The organism is Streptomyces litchfieldiae (assembly GCF_031845365.1).
GTDB lineage: Bacteria > Actinomycetota > Actinomycetes > Streptomycetales > Streptomycetaceae > Streptomyces > Streptomyces litchfieldiae.
Genome location: NZ_JAVREL010000009.1, coordinates 199,167 through 215,441, shown reverse-complemented (window position 1 = coordinate 215,441; position 16,275 = coordinate 199,167). Strand labels below are relative to the sequence as shown.

The window sequence follows — 16,275 nt, the reverse complement described above, 5'->3', positions numbered from 1 at the left end:
ACGTGCGTAGGCTGGGCCAGTGGACACCGAGGCAGTGCGCTCGTTCGTCCGGGCGGCCGAGCTCGGGCAGTTCCAGCACGCCGCCGACGAGCTGGGCGTGACACAGCAGGCGGTGTCGAAGCGGATCGCCGCCCTGGAGCGCGAGCTGGAGGTCCGCCTGTTCACCCGCACCGCCCGAGGGGTCGAACTGACGCTGGACGGCCAGGCGTTCCTCCCGCACGCACGGAGCATCGTCGCGGGGGTCGATCGCGCCGTCACCGCGATCAGGCCGGGCTCGCGGGCCCTCAGGATCGACGTCCTCGGCCTGCGAACCGCGCAGGCCGTCGTTCTGCACGACTATTGGCGGTCTCATCCCGGAACCGACCTCGACGTGGTGACTCTCAAGGTCAACGACCCTCACGTCGCGGTCGCCGCCGTCCAGGCCGGCGACATCGACGCCTCGTTCCGCACCATCACCGATCCGGCCCGGCTGCCGCGCGACGTGCGAATGATCCACGCCTTCGACTCCCCGCTGGAACTCCTCGTCGGCCCCGGGCATCCGCTCGCCGCCGCGCGAACGCTGACACCTCCCCGGTTGCGCGGGCATCGAATCTGGGTGCCCGGTATCGCGCCGGGCACCGAATGGGCGAAGTTCTACGACCAGTTGGCCACCGAATTCGACCTCCGGGTGGACGCCGCGGGCCCGAACTTCGGCAACGAGGTGCTCCTGGACGCCCTCGCGGACTCCGCCGACGTGGCCACCCTCGTCGGCGCGCGCGACCGGTACATCTGGCCCGCGAACCACGATCTGCGCCGCATACCGATCGTGCGCCCGACGCTCGCCTACCCGCTGTTCCTCATCATTCCCGGAACGAATCCGCACCCGGGACTTCGGGCGATCACCGACCACTTCGGAAGCCTGCCGGCGCTCCCCGAGACGACTTGGCGCCCGTCCTGGGCAAGGGCATCACACCGCAGCGCCGGCGATGCGGCGCACATCCGCCGCTGACAGTCGCTCCCCTCACCCGTTCACACGGCCGTCGGCGTGGCGGAGGTGTCGGTGAGGCCGAGACGCAGGTGCTCGACGTGGTAGAGGGCCTGGTCGAGGAGTTCGGCGACGTGGTTGTCGTAGACGGCGTAGACCACGGAGCGGCCCCGGCGGGTGCCGGTGACCAGGCCGAGGTTGCGGAGCAGGCGGAGCTGGTGGGAGCAGGCGGACTGCTCCATGCCGACGGCGGCGGCCAGTTCGGTGGCGGGTAGCGGGCTCTCGCGCAGGCGGGCCAGGATCAGCAGCCGTGAGGGGGTGGCCAGGGCCTGGAGGGTGGCGGCGACCTTCGGGGCGTTGCTCGGGTCGAGACGAGCGTGGGCAACCGCCTGCCCGGCGGGGGTGACGACTCCATGGCCCATGGCTCCATCCTACGGCCATGAGGAATGAATAAGTGTTCATTCTTTCTTGTATGGTGAAGGGGCTGGATCGTCTCCGACTCCGCCCGCACCGAGGACTCGGTGCGCGGCCTGCTCGATCTCGCCCCCACCACCGCCACCCGGCTGCTGCCCGGCGGTGCCGAGGAGACCGTGCCCACCGAGCAGTTGGCGGTGGGCGACACGATCCTGGTCCGGCCCGGTGAGCGGGTGGGCGCCGACGGCCGCGTGGTGGACGGGGCCAGTGAGATCGACCAGGCCACCATCACCGGCGAGCCGCTGCCGGTGGCCAAGGCAACCGGCGACGAGGTCTTCGCCGGGACGCTGAACGGCACCGGGGCGCTGACCGTACGCGTCGAGCGCGACGCCGCCGACTCGGTGATCGCCCGGATCGTGGCCATGGTCGAGGAGGCATCGGGGACCAAGGCGCCGACCCAGATGTTCATCGAGAAGGTCGAACAGCGCTACAGCCTGGGCATGGTGGCCGCCACCCTGGCCGTCTTCGCCGTGCCGCTCGCCCTCGGGGAGGCCCTGTCCGACGCGTTGCTGCGGGCGATGACCTTCATGATCGTCGCCTCGCCCTGCGCGGTGGTGCTGGCGACCATGCCGCCGCTGCTGTCCGCCATCGCCAACGCCGGACGCCACGGCGTGCTGGTCAAGTCGGCCGTGGTCATGGAACGCCTCGGCCAGGTGGACGCCGTCGCCCTGGACAAGACCGGCACCCTCACCGAGGGCACCCCGCGCGTCACCGACCTGCGCCCCCTGCCCGACGTGGGCCAGGACGAGGACGGCCTCCTCGCCCTGGCTGCGGCAGCGGAGCGCCCCAGCGAGCACCCGCTGGCGCGCGCCGTCGTCGACGCCGCGCGTGTCCGCGAGTTGACGGTCCGGAGCGTGGACGACTTCGCCTCCACGCCCGGCCTGGGGGTGACCGCCACCATCGATGGGGCGAAGATCGCCGTGGGGAGCCCGGCCCGGCTCCTCGAGGGCCTGGCCGGGCCACGGGCGGACGCCGCCGCGGAGGCGGCCGCCGAGTTGGAGGCGACCGGCCGCACGGCGGTGCTCGTCACCCGGGACGGCGCCCCCATCGGCGTCCTCGGCATCGCCGACCGGCTGCGCCCCGAGGCCGCCGCCGCCACCGCCGCCCTGACCGCGCTGACCGGCCGGCCGCCGGTTCTGGTCACCGGCGACAACCCCCGGGCCGCCAGGCACTTGGCCGACGAGGTTGGCATCACCGACGTCCGCGCCGGGCTGCTGCCCCAGGACAAGGCCGCCGCCGTGCGGGAATGGGAGGCCGCCGGACGGAAGGTGCTGGTGGTCGGCGACGGGGTCAACGACGCTCCCGCGCTGGCATCTGCCCACACCGGGATCGCCATGGGCAGGGCCGGTTCCGACCTCGCGCTGGAGACCGCCGACGCCGTAGTGGTCCGCGACGAACTCGCCGGCATCCCCACCGTCGTCAGCCTCTCCCGCCGCGCCCGGAGGCTGGTGACCCAGAACCTGGTGATCGCCGGGACGTTCATCGGGGTCCTGGTCGTCTGGGACCTGGCCGGACACCTGCCGCTGCCCCTGGGCGTCGCCGGCCACGAGGGCTCCACCGTCATCGTCGGCCTGAACGGCCTGCGCCTGCTGCGCGACGCCGCCTGGCGCCGCGCCCGCGCCGAAGCCCAACTCTGACGGTTCTCCAGCACGTCGAGCACCGTGAACCCGGTCGACCGACGACCCGTCAGGCGTTCGCCCGGCGGAGGCGTTCGGCCGCCTGTGCGCGCACAGGGTCATGGGACACCGGGGGATTGCCGTGCAGTGCTTCCCAACGGACGTCGTGCGCCGCCGGCCACAGGCTGGCCGCCCACGCGATCTCCCGCTCCTTCACGGTGAACCGGCGCCCCCGAAGGTCCTGATAGGCGCCGAAGAACGCCTCGGAACTCTCGATCGGCGGAAGTACGGCCGGTCCGGTCTTGGGAAACACGCTGCTCGCAGCTCCCACCAGCGCTGCCTCGGGCTGCCACGCCAGGCTGTCCCAGTCGTGCACGGCCCACACGTGGCCGTCGTGCCAGCGGAGGTTCTGTGCTTCGAAGTCGGCGTGGCCCAGCACGCACGGCAGGTCGGCGGCCAGCAACCGCTCGCGGGCCCGCCCGGCCGTGTCGACGACGTACGCGGGCACGGCGCTCTGGTCCCGTTCGTCAAGGAAACCGATCGCCGGCCACAACCCGGAATCCGAGTGGTCCCAACGTACCCAGCGCGGATTCGGCAGCGGCGGCACGACGGTCACGTCGGCCAGTTCGGCCATCAGCCGGGCGAACACGGCCGCATAGCGCACGGCGACATCCGGCGTATCGCCAGGCAGCAGTTCACCACCGGGCCTGAACTCCTCGGCGTGCACGGCCAGCGCACCGACGCCGACCGCGGGCGTGAGCGGCCGGGCACACGGAAACCCCCGTTCCGCCAGCCGGGCCTGGGCGGCAACGCACGACGCGGCCCGGCCGTCGTCCTCCCGCGCCTTCACCACGACGTCCCGCCCACCGGCCAACCGCAGCCCGAACACCGAGGAAATCGACCGCAGCGCGAACAGCACCCCGACCGGCTCGTCCCCCAACTGGTCCGCACACCAGGCCGGCAACCAGTCCGGCAGTTCATCCAACGACACGGTGAGGACTGTGCCATGCGCGCCGGACACGAGGGAAGGCCAACGGGACGTGTCAACGGCAAAGCCCGGGCCGGCGTCCGCGTGCGCCGCCCACCTGGGGCATCACGTCAGCTGCGGCATGACCTCGGCGGCGATCCATTCCATGGCCTTCTCCACGTGTTCGGCCGCGACGGGCAGCCACAGGCTGGCAGCGGTGAGCCCCGCCTCGGCGAGCCGCCCGAGGTCGTCGGCGACGCTCGCCGCGGTGGGCGCGGCACCGCCGATGGGTCGGCCCGGTGGCGGCACCACCGCGGGGATGCCGGGCGGGGTGAGGAACGCGGCCGAGGCGAGTGTCAGTCGGTCGGCATCTCCTGGGTCGGCGGCGAGTTCGCGCAGGCGACGTCGCACGTCGGTGACCTGCGCGGCGCCCGCGCCGGTGCCGTACCAGCCGTCGCCGAACCGGAGCGCACGACGCAGAGCGGCGTCGCTGTGGCCGCCGACCCATACGGGCGGACCGCCGGGGGTGGCCGGGGGCACCCCCAGGTGCGCGGCGCGCAGTCTCGTGAACGGCCCGTCGAAGTCGGCGGGCCGCCGCGCCCACAGGGCCCTGGCGGCCGCGAGGTGATCGTCGGTGCGTGCGCCGCGTTCCCGGGCGGGTACGGCGACGGCGTCGAACTCGTCGGGGTTCCACCCGGTGCCGACGCCCAGGATCAGGCGGCCTCCGGACACGACGTCCAGGGTGGCCGCCTGGTTGGCGAGCACCAGCGCCGGGTAGTACGGCGCGACGAGCACGGACGTCAGTAGCCGCAGGCGCGTCGTCGCGCCCGCGACGGCCGACAGCAGGACGAGTGGATCGGTGTCGAGGCCGAAACCGCTGTCCAAGAGGCGGTTGCCGACGGCTACATGGTCGAAACCCAGGTCCTCGGCACGGCCCGCGGCACGGAGCACGGCAGCTCCGTCGTCGAGCGGCCAGCGGGGCTGAAGGGAGACGCCGAGGCGCAGCAGGGACATGGGCGGGCCTTTCGTTGGTGGTCTGGTGGTGAACGGGACGGTCACCGGGCGGCCTTGTCACCTGCAACGCCCGACAGCCTGCCATCAGTCCGGGGTGGCAGCGGCGGTGACCGTGGTTCCGGCCTCAGCGACTGACGGCGGTCTCCCGCACCACGCGCGACAGCTTCTCGGGGTTGCGGACGTGGTAGGCCCCGGTGACATAGCCGTTCTCCACCCGCACCGCCACCACGCCGTCGATCTCCCCGTCGATCCGGACGAGCAGCCCCGGGCCGCCATTGATCTGAACCGGCTCCGCCGACCGTTCGGCGTCGCGCTTCCACCAGCCGACGGCCAGCAGGCGGGCCACCTTGTCCGCGCCCATGATGGGCCGCAGCAGGGCATGTTTGACTCCGCCGCCGTCGCTCAGGGCGACGACGTCCGGTGCGAGGATGTCGAGCAGGCTCTGCAAGTCGCCGGTTTCGACCGCTCGCAGGAAGGCCTGGAGTGCGGCTCGGCTCTCGGCCGGGGAGACGGTGCCGCGCGGTCGGCGCGCGGCGACGTGTGCCCGTGCCCGATAGGCGAGTTGGCGGACCGCGGCCGAGCTCTTGTCCACGGCTTCGGCGATCTCGTCGTAGTCCAGGTCGAAAACCTCGCGCAGCACGAACACCGCCCGTTCCGTCGGCGCGAGCGTCTCCAGCACCAGCAGCATCGCCATGGAGACGCTTTCGGCGAGTTCGACGTCCTCGGCCACATCAGGCGCGGTCAGCAACGGCTCGGGAAGCCACGGCCCGACGTAGGACTCCTTACGCCGAGCGAGCGCACGCATCCGGTCCAGCGCCTGCCGGGTGACGATCCGCACCAGGTACGCACGCTCCTCCCGCACGGTGGCCAGATCGACGCCCACCCAGCGCAGCCAGGTCTCCTGCAGAACGTCCTCGGCGTCGGCGGCCGAACCGAGCATCTCGTAGGCGACGGTAAACAGCAGATTGCGGTGGGCAACGAACACCTCGGTGGCGGAGTCCACCGAGTCCGCCCGGTCGGCACGATCGAGCGGTTCGGCCGTGCCCGTGATCCGTTCGCTGCGCTCCCTCATGCCTGGCTCCCGCCTGTTCGTTCTGGGCCCTGCTCCACGCACTGGACGCCGGTCCCCGCCGTTTTGTAACACCCCCGATCGGTGGCCTACGTCACATGGCCGGGGCTGTTACGGGGGCCGGGGTGCCGGCGTCTGGTGTTCGTCGGAACGCCGCGCGAACGACCGATCCGGGGCGGCACGCAACACCACGAGCCGAGTTTGAGAAGGGGAGACGTCGCCATGGCCACACCCACGACCGCCCCGGCTTCTTCGCCCCCGCCGCTCTTATCGCCAAGCCGATTCCCGGGATGCCCCGCGGCCGGAGTTACAGCGACTAACGACTAACGCCCACACCCCTGGCATTCAAGAAAGGCACCACAGAACATGACCATCAACAAGTTCGCGGTGGCGGGAGCAACCGGGCGACTGGGACGCCACGTCGTGGACGTTCTCACTGAACGGGGGCACCGGGTCGTGCCGATGTCCCGCGCCACCGGCGTGGACATCATCACCGGTGAGGGACTGGCCGAGGCGCTCACCGGGGTCGACGTCGTCATCGACGTCGCGTCCTGGCACGCCTCCGACCAGGAGGCCGCCACGGAGTTCTTCCGGACGGCGACCCGCAATCTGCACAAGGCCGGCCAGAAGGCGGGAGTCGGCCAGATCGTCGCCGTTTCCATCATCGGCGCCGACAAGGCCACCGCGGGTTTCATCGCCGCCCAGCAGATACACGAGGAGGCCAACCTGTCCGGCCCGCTGCCCGCTCGCATTCTGCGGGCCGCGCAGTTCCATGAACTCGTCGGTCAGCTACTGGACTGGCGGCAGGGCGACGTTGCCTACGTCCCGGCCCTGCCCACCCAGCTCGTGGCCTGCCGCACCGTGGCCGAGACGCTGGTCGACCTGGCCACCGACCCCGACGCGCCCGCCCAGCCCGCCCCCGGAACACCGATCCCGGAGATCGCCGGCCCTCGCAGGGAGATCATGGCCGAGGCGGCCAAACTCCTCGGTGCGCGCCGAGGCATCAGGGTCGTGGACGTCGACGGCTCCGGCATGCCCGACGCCGAGATCGCGGCGGGCGGCGCGTTCCTGCCCGGTCCGCACGCCAAGCTCGCCGGCCCCACCTTCCAGGAATGGCTCGACACCCACCCCTGATCGGGACGTTCCGTGCCGCGGCGCGGCGCCCACCCGCTGCGGTCGACCCCAACCGACCCCAGGCACATACACGTTCGAAGGTATCCCGACACATGGCCGACACAGCCCCGCCCGAAAACGCCCCCGCACGCCCCGTCAGCCCCGACACCCCACCGGACAAGGGCGGAGCAGCCCCGCCGCCCCCCGACCCCCGCCGCTGGTGGGGCCTGGTGGTCATCGCCCTCGCCCAGTTGATCGTGGTGCTGGACATGACCATCGTCAACATAGCCCTGCCGTCCGCCCAGCAGGACCTCGGCTTGACCGACGGCAACCGGCAGTGGGCCATCACCTCCTACACCCTCGCATTCGGCGGCCTGCTCCTGCTCGGCGGACGCCTCGGCGACCTGTTCGGACGCAAGCGCAGCTTCGTCATCGGCCTGATCGGCTTCGCCGGGGCCTCCGCGCTCGGCGGCGCCGCCACCGGCCCCGGCATGCTCTTCGCGGCCCGCGCCCTGCAGGGCGTCTTCGCCGCGCTGCTGGCCCCCGCCGCGCTGTCCCTGCTGACCACGACCTTCACCGACCCGCGCGAACGCGGCAAGGCGTTCGGTGTGTTCGGCGCCATCGCGGGCGCCGGCAGCGCCATCGGCATGCTGGTCGGCGGCCTCCTGACCGAGTACCTGGACTGGCGCTGGTGCCTGTACGTCAACGCCCCGGTGGCGGCCGTCGCGGTGATCGGCGCGGTCGTGATGCTCAAGGACCCCGGCCGCAGGACCGGCGCCCAGTTGGACATCCTCGGCGCCGTGCTGGGCACCGCCGGCGTGCTGTCCATCGTCTACGGCTTCAGCGAGGCCGAGTCCCGCGACTGGGACGACACCCGGGTGCTGACCCTGCTGATCGGCGGCGTGCTGATCCTCGGGATCTTCTCCCTGTGGCAGACCCGCGCCCGGACGCCGCTGCTTCCCCTGCACATCGTCAAGGACCGTCAGCGGGCGGGCGCCTATCTGACGATGGCCCTGGTCACCATCGCGATGTTCGGCGTCTTCCTGTTCCTGACCTTCTATCTCCAGGGCATCAAGGGCTGGTCGCCCCTGAAGACCGGTGCGGCCTATCTGCCGATGACCGTCTGCATGGTCATCGGTTCCACGCAGATCTCGGTGCGGCTGCTGCACAGGGTGCCGGCCCGGGCGCTGATCATCCCCGGCCTGACGCTGGCCGCCGGCGGCCTGGCCTTCCTGGCCTCCATGGATGTCGACGCCACCTACCTCAGCCACGTCCTGCCCGGCATCTGCCTGATGGGCCTGGGCATGGGCGTCACCTTCATGGCGGCCATCTCCACGGCCACCAGCCGCGTCGCCCCGCACGAGCAGGGGGCGGCTTCGGCGACCCTCAACACCATGCAGCAGGTGGGCGGGTCGGTCGGCACCGCGCTCCTCAACACGATCGCCGCCAGCGCGACCACGAACTGGCTGACCGACCACCGGATCAACCCCACCGAACAGACGCCGCAGGTGAGGGCCGCACTGGCGGAGGCGACGGTGCACGGCTACTCCGTGGCGACCTGGATCTCCGCGGGCATCATGCTGCTGGCCGCGCTGATCGCCGGCGCCTTCATCAACGCCAAGGCACCCGGCCGCCAAGCCGGCCCGACGGCGGCCGCGCAGGCGGGCGCCGACCGCGAAGCCACGGCCGTCCAGACGCCGATCCACGCGGGCTAGCCGTGGCCCGGCCCTTGTCCTCGATGTTGTCGACCAGCCACGGCGCCAGCAGCTCGGTCGGCCGTTCACGCTCCACTCGTGCCCGGACAGCCCATCGAGGATCGTGGGGACGCACCTCGGCTCGCTCATACGCCCATGCGGGAGTAGCACCGCTCACCACCCCACGATCCGGCTTGACCCTCACGTTGCGTGAGGCCGGAGGGTGGTCGCATGAGCGACTACTACAACGCGTTTGAGATGAGCCCCGTGCCCGTTCCCGGCCCGGATGCGGTTCCGCCGGAGCCGTTCCGCGGTATCTATGGAATGCCCGCGTTCGTGACGATCCCCACGAGTGATGTGGCGGCGTCGGTGGACTTCTGGGTTCGTGGGCTCGGGTTCTTCGAGCTGTTCAGCAAACCCGACACGGTCGTGCATCTGCGCCGGTGGGCGTTCCAGGACGTGCTCCTCGTCCCGGCGGCGAGCGTTCCGGAGGAGCCACCAGCGATGAGCATCAGTTTCTCGTGTGTGCTCAGCCAGGTCGATTCCCTTGTCGAGGCCTGTCGAGCGTTGCGCCCGAACTCGGTGGACGGTCCCCGGGATACTCCCTGGACCACCCGCGATGTGACGGTGATCACCCCCGAGAACGCGCGGGTCGTTTTCACCGCGGCGAAGCCCTTTGATCCGGCCAGTCGGGAGGCGCGGGACCTTGCCGCCATGGGGATCACCGCACCGGGCGTCGGTCGCGGCGACAATGAGGAGCATGCCTGATGCCACTGACGCCGATGGCCTGACCGTCGGTCAGGTCTCGACACATCTGGGTGTGACAGTCCGCGCGCTGCACCACTGGGACGAGATCGGTCTGGCGCGACCGTCGCTGCGCACGGCTGCCGGATACCGGCTCTACACCGCTGGTGATCTGGAACGCCTGCACCGCATCGTCGTCTACCGAGAGATCGGGCTCGGCCTGGACAGGATCCGGGCCATCCTGGACGACTCGACCGCAGACGTGCCCGGCGCACTGCGCGCGCAGCGCGCCCAGATCGCCGAACGGATCGAGCGCCTCCAGCAGCTCGGTGCCGGACTGGACCGGATGATCGACGCCCACGAGCGCGGCCTGCTGCTGACCGTCGAGCAGCAGGCCGCGATCTTCGGCCCCGAGTGGAACCCGGACTGGCCCGCCCAGGCCCGTCAGCGCTATGGAGACAGCACCCAATGGATGCAGTACGCCGAACGCTCAGCCTCCCGCGCTCCGGAGGAATGGCAGGCCATCGCCGACGCCGTTGCCGGCTTCGACCGCGCCCTGGGGGATGCGATGGACGCCGGCGTCGCGCCTGGTAGCCCGGAGGCGAATCGACTCGTCGAGCGGCACCGCGAGGTTTTTGCTTCGTACTTTCCCCTCACCAGGCAGATGCAGGTCTGCCTCGGCCGCACGTTTGAGACCGATCCGGGATTCGCTGCCCACTACGACGGCATCCGCGCCGGGCTCGCGACGTGGTTCCGGCGCGTCATCGACGCCAGCGCGCGTGCCCACAGCATCGACCCCGACACCGCGACCTGGCAGTAGAGCGTCGTGCCCCTGTCGCGGTTCGTGCGCCGCCGCCGCGTACGCCCGACCCGACGACCGGGACCGCCCGCTGCCCTTGCTCGGCGGTATGTCAGAGTTCTCTCTGGTCATATACGGGGAGGGGGTATCGGCATGGTGGCCGGGGCAGGGCGGAACCAGCGCGGGGCCGTGGCGGAGGACCCGGTGATCGCGGTGTATCAGGAGGTGCGGTCGCGGGGATCGGCCGATTTCGGGGGAGGTCTGCGCCGAACTCGGCCTGGATCCCGAGGAAGCCGGGCACTACCGGTCGGAGCTGCTGCGGCTGGGGCTGATCACGCCGACCGGCGCCCGGCACGCGCCGCGGCACGAGCTGGAGGCGGGGCGGCCCACCGCGCGGGACCGGGACCGGGTGACGGCCGTGCTGCGGAGATCGCGCTGCTGCGGGTGCTCGATCAGGAACGGTTCCGGTTGCGGGAGCACCTGGACCAGGCGGACCGGTTCCATGAGGTGCTCTCCGCTCTCACCAGCTGGTTCCTGGCCACCGGGGGAGACCTGGCGGCCCCGGAGACAGAGATCGAGTTCGTCGCCGACTACCGGCGAATCCAGCAATTCCTCAACGACATGGCGGACTTCGCGCAGCAGGACGTCAGCTCGCTGTTCCCGGTGGTCCTGGGCCGGGAGCTGCCGGAACGGACGCTGGAGCGCGACCGGCTCGTCATCGGACGCGGCGTCCGGGTCCGCTCCATCGGCACGCAGCACGCCTGGTCACAGCCGGAGTCTGCCGAGGTGATCGGCTTGCGTCGCGACGCCGGGGGTGGGTTCGCCTGTCGCCCGTGGTGCCGATGAACCTGGTGCTCGTCGACGATCACTTCGCGCTGGTGCCCGCCGACCCGGACGACCCCGAGGCGGGCGCCGTGCTGGTGCGCGGCGCGGCCCTGGTCCGCTCCTTCCGGACCCTGTTCGAGTACTGCTGGTACACGGCCGCGCCCTGCCCGGACGGCGACACCGCCGTCCCGGCCGAGGACGCGTTGTCGGAGCAGCAACGCGCGGTGCTGCGGATGCTCGCCTCCGGCATGAAGGACGAGAAGATCGCCCGGGCGCTGGGCGTTTCCCTGCGGACGGTGAGTCGGCTGGTGTCGGAGCTGATGCAGGAGCTGAACACCGGCAGCCGCTTCGAGGCGGGGGTCCGGGCAGCCCGTCGCGGCTGGCTGGACTGACCTGATCCCCTGGCCCCGACGCCGCACGTCTAGGTGCCGAAGATCGGCGCCGGGGGCGGCGGCAGGTGGGTGCCGGGCGGGGGCGAGGGCCAGAGCCTGCTCGTTCACCGGGCGGGGGACGGGAAGACGCAGCGCGGCGGCCAGCCGGGCCGCTCCCTCGGGCATGACCGGCCAGGCCCATGCCGCCAGCGCCGCGGCCACCGTGAGCCGGGCGACCAGGACCTGCTGGTGAAGGGCCGCGCCGTTCGGGCGGTCCCGCTGGTGGACGTTGACGTGACCGAAGTCGGCCACCGCGTGGACGATCTCGTCGAGGATCGTCACCGAGCGCCGCGGATCGGGGTGGTCCGGGCCATAGGTCTCCCTCAGTACCGCCACGGCGCGGCCGAGGCCGGCTCGCAGCCGGTCCCATCCCGCGCCGCCCGGCTCGGCGCCGGGCATCATGCCGCCGCAGTCCGACTGAACGGCGGCGAACAGCCTCTCCAGCCACCGCTCCCAGGGATCGCGCAGCACCTGCCAGGAGCGCTCCAGTCCCGCCGCGTGGAACTCCGCCGCCCGGCTGGCCGGACACTCGTGCAGAACGTGGCGCCGCAGCCGGTCGCCCTGGTCGGGATCGACTGCAAGCGGGGCGTGGAGCTGGCGCCGTTCGCGCCCCGGCTCTCCGCCCTGGCGACCGACCCGCACGAAGCGGCCGAACTGCTGCCGGTCCTGGTGTCGTTGATGGAGGAGCGCTACGACCTGATACGCGCCCGGCAGAACATCCCGCCGAGCGTGGCGGACGGGGAGATCACCTCGGACATCTGGGGCCTTGTCGAGCACGAACGTCCCGTGCCGGTCGTCGTGTTCGTGGACGAGGTGGCGGAGCTGTTCCTCACCGCGAGCAGGAAGGACGAGGAGCGGCGGGACGAGATGGTCACCCACCTCGTGCGGCTGGCACAACTGGGCCGGGCCGCCGGGATCTTCCTGGAGGTGTGCGGGCAACGCTTCGGGGCCGAGCTGGGCAAGGGCGCCACGATGCTCCGTGCACAGCTGTCGGGCCGGGTCTGCCACCGGGTGAACGACGAAGCCTCCGCCAAGATGGCGCTGGGCGACATCGCCCCCGAAGCGGTCACCGCGGCCTGCGCCATCCCCGCCGAACGCCCGGGCCTGGCCGTCGCCGCCGACACCTCCGGCGGCTGGACCCGCATCCGCACCCCCTACCTCTCCCTCGCCGAAGCCGCCGCCCGCTGCCGCGACACCGCGCACCTGGCGCCGGACATCCCGGCACTCAAGCCGTTCGCTCCGGGCCCGGTTGTCGAGTCCGCCACCTGAACCCGGCCTACATGGAGACCTGCAGGGTTATCTGCTTGGCTGGGCATCTGGCGCAGGTGCTCAGCCGTGGAATCGACGTCTCCGCAAGGGGAAATGAATCGCAGACGACAGTTACTGTCTTGTGGTGCCTGACGATCCAGACGGCGGCTGCTGCGTCTGCGGATCTCCCACCATGCGAGGGCTGACACCGTGGTGTCGCGGACCCCGGATCAGCGTTCAGGGCCGCCAGCCGCTTCCAGGTGGAGTCGGCGTCACTCATCCCCCGTGGCTGCTTCGTTTTCAGGGCTTCTTTCCGAAAGGGCGCACGGCCACTCTTCGTGGTTTGCCCCGCTGCGCTTCTTGTTCGCCAGGTGCCTGGGAAACGTGCTCGCGAGATGGCTCACGGCGTGAGCAAGGCTCTACTGAGTGTTGCGATCGGTTGAGGGGTGGGGACTGCGGCGGGATGCTGGAGTCGGAGGAAGCGCAGGTGGCGCGCGCTTCAGGCGCTGTACAAGGGCACCGCAGGAACGAGGGCGAGTCTCCTATGGACAACGATCCCGGCACCGCGGGAGGTGCGGCGTCCGCGGGAGTGCCCGAGGATTTCGCGGTCGTCGTCGACGCCGACGGGAAAGTCATCGTGTGGAGTGCCGGGGCCCGGCGCCTGCTCGAATGCGAGCCCGAGGAGATCGTGGGCCGCCCCTTCACCGACCTTCTTGCCTTGGAGCTGCCCCTTGCCACGCGGCGCCACATGGCCGCCGGGGAGCCGTGGACGAGCGCCGTGTCGTTGCGGCACCGGGATGGAAACCGTGTCTCCGCTCAGCTCCGGGGAACGCTGCTGGCGGACACGGGCAGCGGGCTCCTCTGGCTTTTCACCCCTGCGGCGGTGACGTACCCCTCGGGGCCGACCGCCGGGGCGTCGGCGGAGCTGTGGGAGCGTACGCTCGCGCAGCTCCCGCTGCCGGTGGCCGTCTATGACCGCGAGGCGCGGTTCGTGGCCTGCAACCAGGCGATGAGCCAGGCCATGGGCCTGACGCAGGAGGAGATGAAGGGCCGCACGCTGTCGGAGATTCAGTCCACCCCGGACGTTCGCGAGGTCGATCGCCTTCAGCGGCAGGCTGTGCGCACCGGCGAGGTGATCCACCGCGAGATGGAGCCGTCCCGGGCCTCCGGTGAGCTCCGCGATCACGCCTGGTCGGTCTTCCTCACGCCCTTGAAGGACGAGACCGGCACGGTGCGCGGGCTGTCGGCGCTGGTGATCGACACCACCGATCAGTACTGGGCCCGGCGCCGCCTGGCGGTGCTCAACGACGCCGGCGTCCGCATCGGAAGCACCCTGGATGTGACCAGGACCGCCGAGGAACTGGCCGAGGTGGCGGTGTCGGGCTTCGCCGACTTCGTCACCGTCGACCTGCTGGAGTCCGTCGTCCTGGGCGACGAGCCGGAACCACTGTCGCCCACCGCGCAGGTCGTCTTCCGCCGCGCCGCCCATCGATCGGTGCTCCCGGGGTGCCCGGAGGCCGTGGTCGCGGTGGGCGCCACGGACGTCTGTCCGCCCGGCACCCCGCCGTCCCGGGCGCTGCTCACCGGACAGGGCACTCGCCACAGGGTGGGCGACCCCCCGATGCGTGAGTGGCTGGCGGCCCACCCGGCCCGCGCCGCGAGCACGTGGCAGTACGGGATGCACTCGGTGATGATGGTGCCGTTGCGTGCCCGGGGCGTCACCCTCGGCCTGGTGCACTTCGTGCGGCATCGCACGCCCGACGCCTTCGGCCGCGACGACCTGCTGCTCGCCGAGGAGATCGTCGCCAGGGCGGCGGTGAGCGTCGACAACGCCCGCCGTTACACCGGCGAGCGCCGGACCGCGCTCGCTCTCCAGCGCAGTCTCCTGCCCGGGCGTCTGCCAAGAACGGCAGCGATGGACCTCGCCCACCGCTACCTGCCGGCCGGTTCGGGCAGCGGCGTCGGCGGGGACTGGTTCGACGCCATCCCGCTCTCCGGAGGTCGCGTCGCTTTGGTGGTGGGCGACGTGGTGGGACACGGTATCCGCGCCTCGGCCACGATGGGCCGTCTGCGGACCGCCGTGCGCACCCTCGCCGATGTCGATCTCGCCCCCGACGAACTGCTCACCCAACTGGACGACCTGGTCATCCGCCTCGACCGGGACGAGGGCCCGGAGACGCGAGGGCAGGCGGAGGAGACTTCGGGAGAGGTGGGGGCCACCTGCCTGTACGCCGTGTACGACCCGGTGTCCGGCCGGTGCGACCTGGCGCGGGCAGGCCATCCGCCGCCCGCCCTGGTGTCCCCCGAGGGCACCGTGCGGTTCCTGGACCTGCCCGCCGGGCCGCCGCTCGGGCTGGGTGGCCTGCCCTTCGAGACCGCCGAGGTCCACCTCGGCGAGGGCAGCCTGCTGGCCCTGTACACCGACGGTCTGATCGAGGCCGCCGACCGGGACATCGACGCCGGACTCGACCTGCTGCGGGACGCGCTGGCCGCTCCGGCCGCGACTTTGGACGCCCTCTGCGACCAGGTGGTGCGCACGGTGCCGCCCGGTCCTCGCACCGACGACATCGTGCTGATGCTGGCCCGCACCTCCGTGCTCGGCGCCGACCAGGTGAGCACCTGGCCACTGCCCATGGTCCCCGAGGCCGTCGCCAGGGCCCGCCGGATGGCGGTCGAACAGATGGACATCTGGGGGCTGGCCGAGCTGGCCTTCCCCACCGAGCTGATCGTCAGCGAACTGGTCACCAACGCCATCCGCTACGGCAATCCGCCCGTCCAACTGCGGCTCATTCGCGGCGACACGCTCGTCTGCGAGGTGTCCGACGCCAGCAGCAGCGCCCCCCACCTGCGGCGGGCCCGCACCTTTGACGAGGGCGGGCGCGGGCTGCTGCTTGTCGCCCAGGTCGCCGAACGCTGGGGCAGCCGCCGAACGGCCACGGGCAAGACCATCTGGACCGAACACCCCCTGCCACGCTGAGCGTCACGCACCGAACCGGCTTGTGCACCTGGACCGTCACCTTCGACGGGATCGGCATCTTGGCCGTCGCCCAGCACCTGACCGCCGACGGCATCCCCTGCCCCGCCGCCCACGACCCCGGCCGCAACGGCCACCGCTCGGGCCCGCCAGGAGATCCGCGAGCTCGTCGACCTGCTGAACGCCCTGCGCTGAAAAGCAAGAGGTGCTGGCCGAGTCCCGGCCAGCACCACGCGTGGGCGTACTGGTTGTGTCCGAGGGGGGACTTGAACCCCCACGCCCTTAAACGGGCACTAGCACCTCAAGCTAGCGCGTCTGCCATTCCGCCACCCGGACCGGTGGT

Annotated in this window: 13 protein-coding genes, 1 tRNA gene and 1 pseudogene; 10 read left to right on the top strand and 5 right to left on the bottom strand. The window is 71.6% G+C overall.

Annotated features, from left to right (window positions below):
* Window positions 1-19: 19 nt before the first annotated feature.
* The gene (locus tag RM590_RS17420; protein WP_311705510.1) at window positions 20-988 is read left to right on the top strand and encodes a LysR family transcriptional regulator; all 969 of its coding nucleotides are present in this window, start codon (window positions 20-22) and stop codon (window positions 986-988) included.
* Window positions 989-1,008: 20 nt separating this feature from the next.
* On the opposite strand, the gene RM590_RS17415 is transcribed toward RM590_RS17420, so the two are convergent.
* The gene (locus RM590_RS17415; RefSeq protein ID WP_311705509.1) at window positions 1,009-1,386 is read right to left on the bottom strand and encodes an ArsR/SmtB family transcription factor; all 378 of its coding nucleotides are present in this window, start codon (window positions 1,384-1,386) and stop codon (window positions 1,009-1,011) included.
* Window positions 1,387-1,464: 78 nt separating this feature from the next.
* Here RM590_RS17415 and RM590_RS17410 point away from each other — a divergent pair.
* Window positions 1,465-3,075, top strand: a pseudogene (locus tag RM590_RS17410) (heavy metal translocating P-type ATPase); the annotation flags it as partial.
* 49 nt (window positions 3,076-3,124) lie between these two features.
* On the opposite strand, the gene RM590_RS17405 reads toward RM590_RS17410, so the two are convergent.
* The 3 genes from RM590_RS17405 to RM590_RS17395 all read right to left on the bottom strand — a co-directional run bounded on the left by RM590_RS17405 (window position 3,125) and on the right by RM590_RS17395 (window position 6,107).
* Complete coding sequence (locus RM590_RS17405; RefSeq protein ID WP_311705508.1) at window positions 3,125-3,973, bottom strand: phosphotransferase; 849 nt, start codon at window positions 3,971-3,973, stop codon at window positions 3,125-3,127.
* A 174-nt stretch (window positions 3,974-4,147) separates the two neighbouring features.
* Window positions 4,148-5,035 carry a TIGR03619 family F420-dependent LLM class oxidoreductase gene (locus RM590_RS17400; protein ID WP_311705507.1) on the bottom strand — a complete coding sequence of 296 codons (888 nt, stop codon included), beginning with the start codon at window positions 5,033-5,035 and terminating at the stop codon, window positions 4,148-4,150.
* A gap of 124 nt (window positions 5,036-5,159) precedes the next feature.
* Window positions 5,160-6,107: an RNA polymerase sigma-70 factor gene (locus tag RM590_RS17395; RefSeq protein WP_311705506.1), complete on the bottom strand. Its 948-nt coding sequence runs from the start codon at window positions 6,105-6,107 to the stop codon at window positions 5,160-5,162.
* A 363-nt stretch (window positions 6,108-6,470) separates the two neighbouring features.
* On the opposite strand from RM590_RS17395, the gene RM590_RS17390 reads away from it, so the two are divergent.
* The 8 genes from RM590_RS17390 to RM590_RS17355 all read left to right on the top strand — a co-directional run bounded on the left by RM590_RS17390 (window position 6,471) and on the right by RM590_RS17355 (window position 15,935).
* Window positions 6,471-7,238 (top strand): SDR family oxidoreductase, encoded by a 768-nt coding sequence (locus tag RM590_RS17390; RefSeq protein ID WP_311705505.1) that lies wholly within the window; start codon window positions 6,471-6,473, stop codon window positions 7,236-7,238.
* Between the two features lie 92 nt (window positions 7,239-7,330).
* The gene (locus tag RM590_RS17385; RefSeq protein WP_311705504.1) at window positions 7,331-8,932 is read left to right on the top strand and encodes an MFS transporter; all 1,602 of its coding nucleotides are present in this window, start codon (window positions 7,331-7,333) and stop codon (window positions 8,930-8,932) included.
* Window positions 8,933-9,142: 210 nt separating this feature from the next.
* The gene (locus RM590_RS17380) at window positions 9,143-9,679 is read left to right on the top strand and encodes a VOC family protein (protein ID WP_311705503.1); all 537 of its coding nucleotides are present in this window, start codon (window positions 9,143-9,145) and stop codon (window positions 9,677-9,679) included.
* Window positions 9,672-10,475: a MerR family transcriptional regulator gene (locus RM590_RS17375; RefSeq protein WP_311705502.1), complete on the top strand. Its 804-nt coding sequence runs from the start codon at window positions 9,672-9,674 to the stop codon at window positions 10,473-10,475. The genes RM590_RS17380 and RM590_RS17375 overlap by 8 nt, the downstream gene beginning before the upstream one ends.
* A gap of 423 nt (window positions 10,476-10,898) precedes the next feature.
* Window positions 10,899-11,300, top strand: coding sequence for a hypothetical protein (locus tag RM590_RS17370; protein ID WP_311705501.1), 402 nt, complete (start codon window positions 10,899-10,901; stop codon window positions 11,298-11,300).
* Window positions 11,297-11,671: a helix-turn-helix domain-containing protein gene (locus RM590_RS17365; protein WP_311705578.1), complete on the top strand. Its 375-nt coding sequence runs from the start codon at window positions 11,297-11,299 to the stop codon at window positions 11,669-11,671. Before RM590_RS17370 ends, RM590_RS17365 begins: the two co-directional genes overlap by 4 nt.
* A 33-nt stretch (window positions 11,672-11,704) precedes the next feature.
* Complete coding sequence (locus tag RM590_RS17360; protein WP_311705500.1) at window positions 11,705-12,979, top strand: FtsK/SpoIIIE domain-containing protein; 1,275 nt, start codon at window positions 11,705-11,707, stop codon at window positions 12,977-12,979.
* A 523-nt stretch (window positions 12,980-13,502) separates the two neighbouring features.
* Window positions 13,503-15,935: a SpoIIE family protein phosphatase gene (locus RM590_RS17355; RefSeq protein ID WP_311705499.1), complete on the top strand. Its 2,433-nt coding sequence runs from the start codon at window positions 13,503-13,505 to the stop codon at window positions 15,933-15,935.
* Window positions 15,936-16,183: 248 nt separating this feature from the next.
* Here RM590_RS17355 and RM590_RS17350 read toward each other — a convergent pair.
* A tRNA-Leu gene (locus tag RM590_RS17350) sits at window positions 16,184-16,268 on the bottom strand.
* Between the last annotated feature and the right edge of the window lie 7 nt (window positions 16,269-16,275).

Coding starts and splice junctions, on each gene's coding strand:
- RM590_RS17355 (WP_311705499.1), top strand. CDS start 13,503: ATGGACAACGATCCCGGCACCGCGGGAGGTGCGGCGTCCGCGGGAGTG.
- RM590_RS17375 (WP_311705502.1), top strand. CDS start 9,672: ATGCCTGATGCCACTGACGCCGATGGCCTGACCGTCGGTCAGGTCTCG.
- RM590_RS17385 (WP_311705504.1), top strand. CDS start 7,331: ATGGCCGACACAGCCCCGCCCGAAAACGCCCCCGCACGCCCCGTCAGC.
- RM590_RS17400 (WP_311705507.1), bottom strand. CDS start 5,035: ATGTCCCTGCTGCGCCTCGGCGTCTCCCTTCAGCCCCGCTGGCCGCTC.
- RM590_RS17415 (WP_311705509.1), bottom strand. CDS start 1,386: ATGGGCCATGGAGTCGTCACCCCCGCCGGGCAGGCGGTTGCCCACGCT.
- RM590_RS17395 (WP_311705506.1), bottom strand. CDS start 6,107: ATGAGGGAGCGCAGCGAACGGATCACGGGCACGGCCGAACCGCTCGAT.
- RM590_RS17380 (WP_311705503.1), top strand. CDS start 9,143: ATGAGCGACTACTACAACGCGTTTGAGATGAGCCCCGTGCCCGTTCCC.
- RM590_RS17390 (WP_311705505.1), top strand. CDS start 6,471: ATGACCATCAACAAGTTCGCGGTGGCGGGAGCAACCGGGCGACTGGGA.
- RM590_RS17365 (WP_311705578.1), top strand. CDS start 11,297: ATGAACCTGGTGCTCGTCGACGATCACTTCGCGCTGGTGCCCGCCGAC.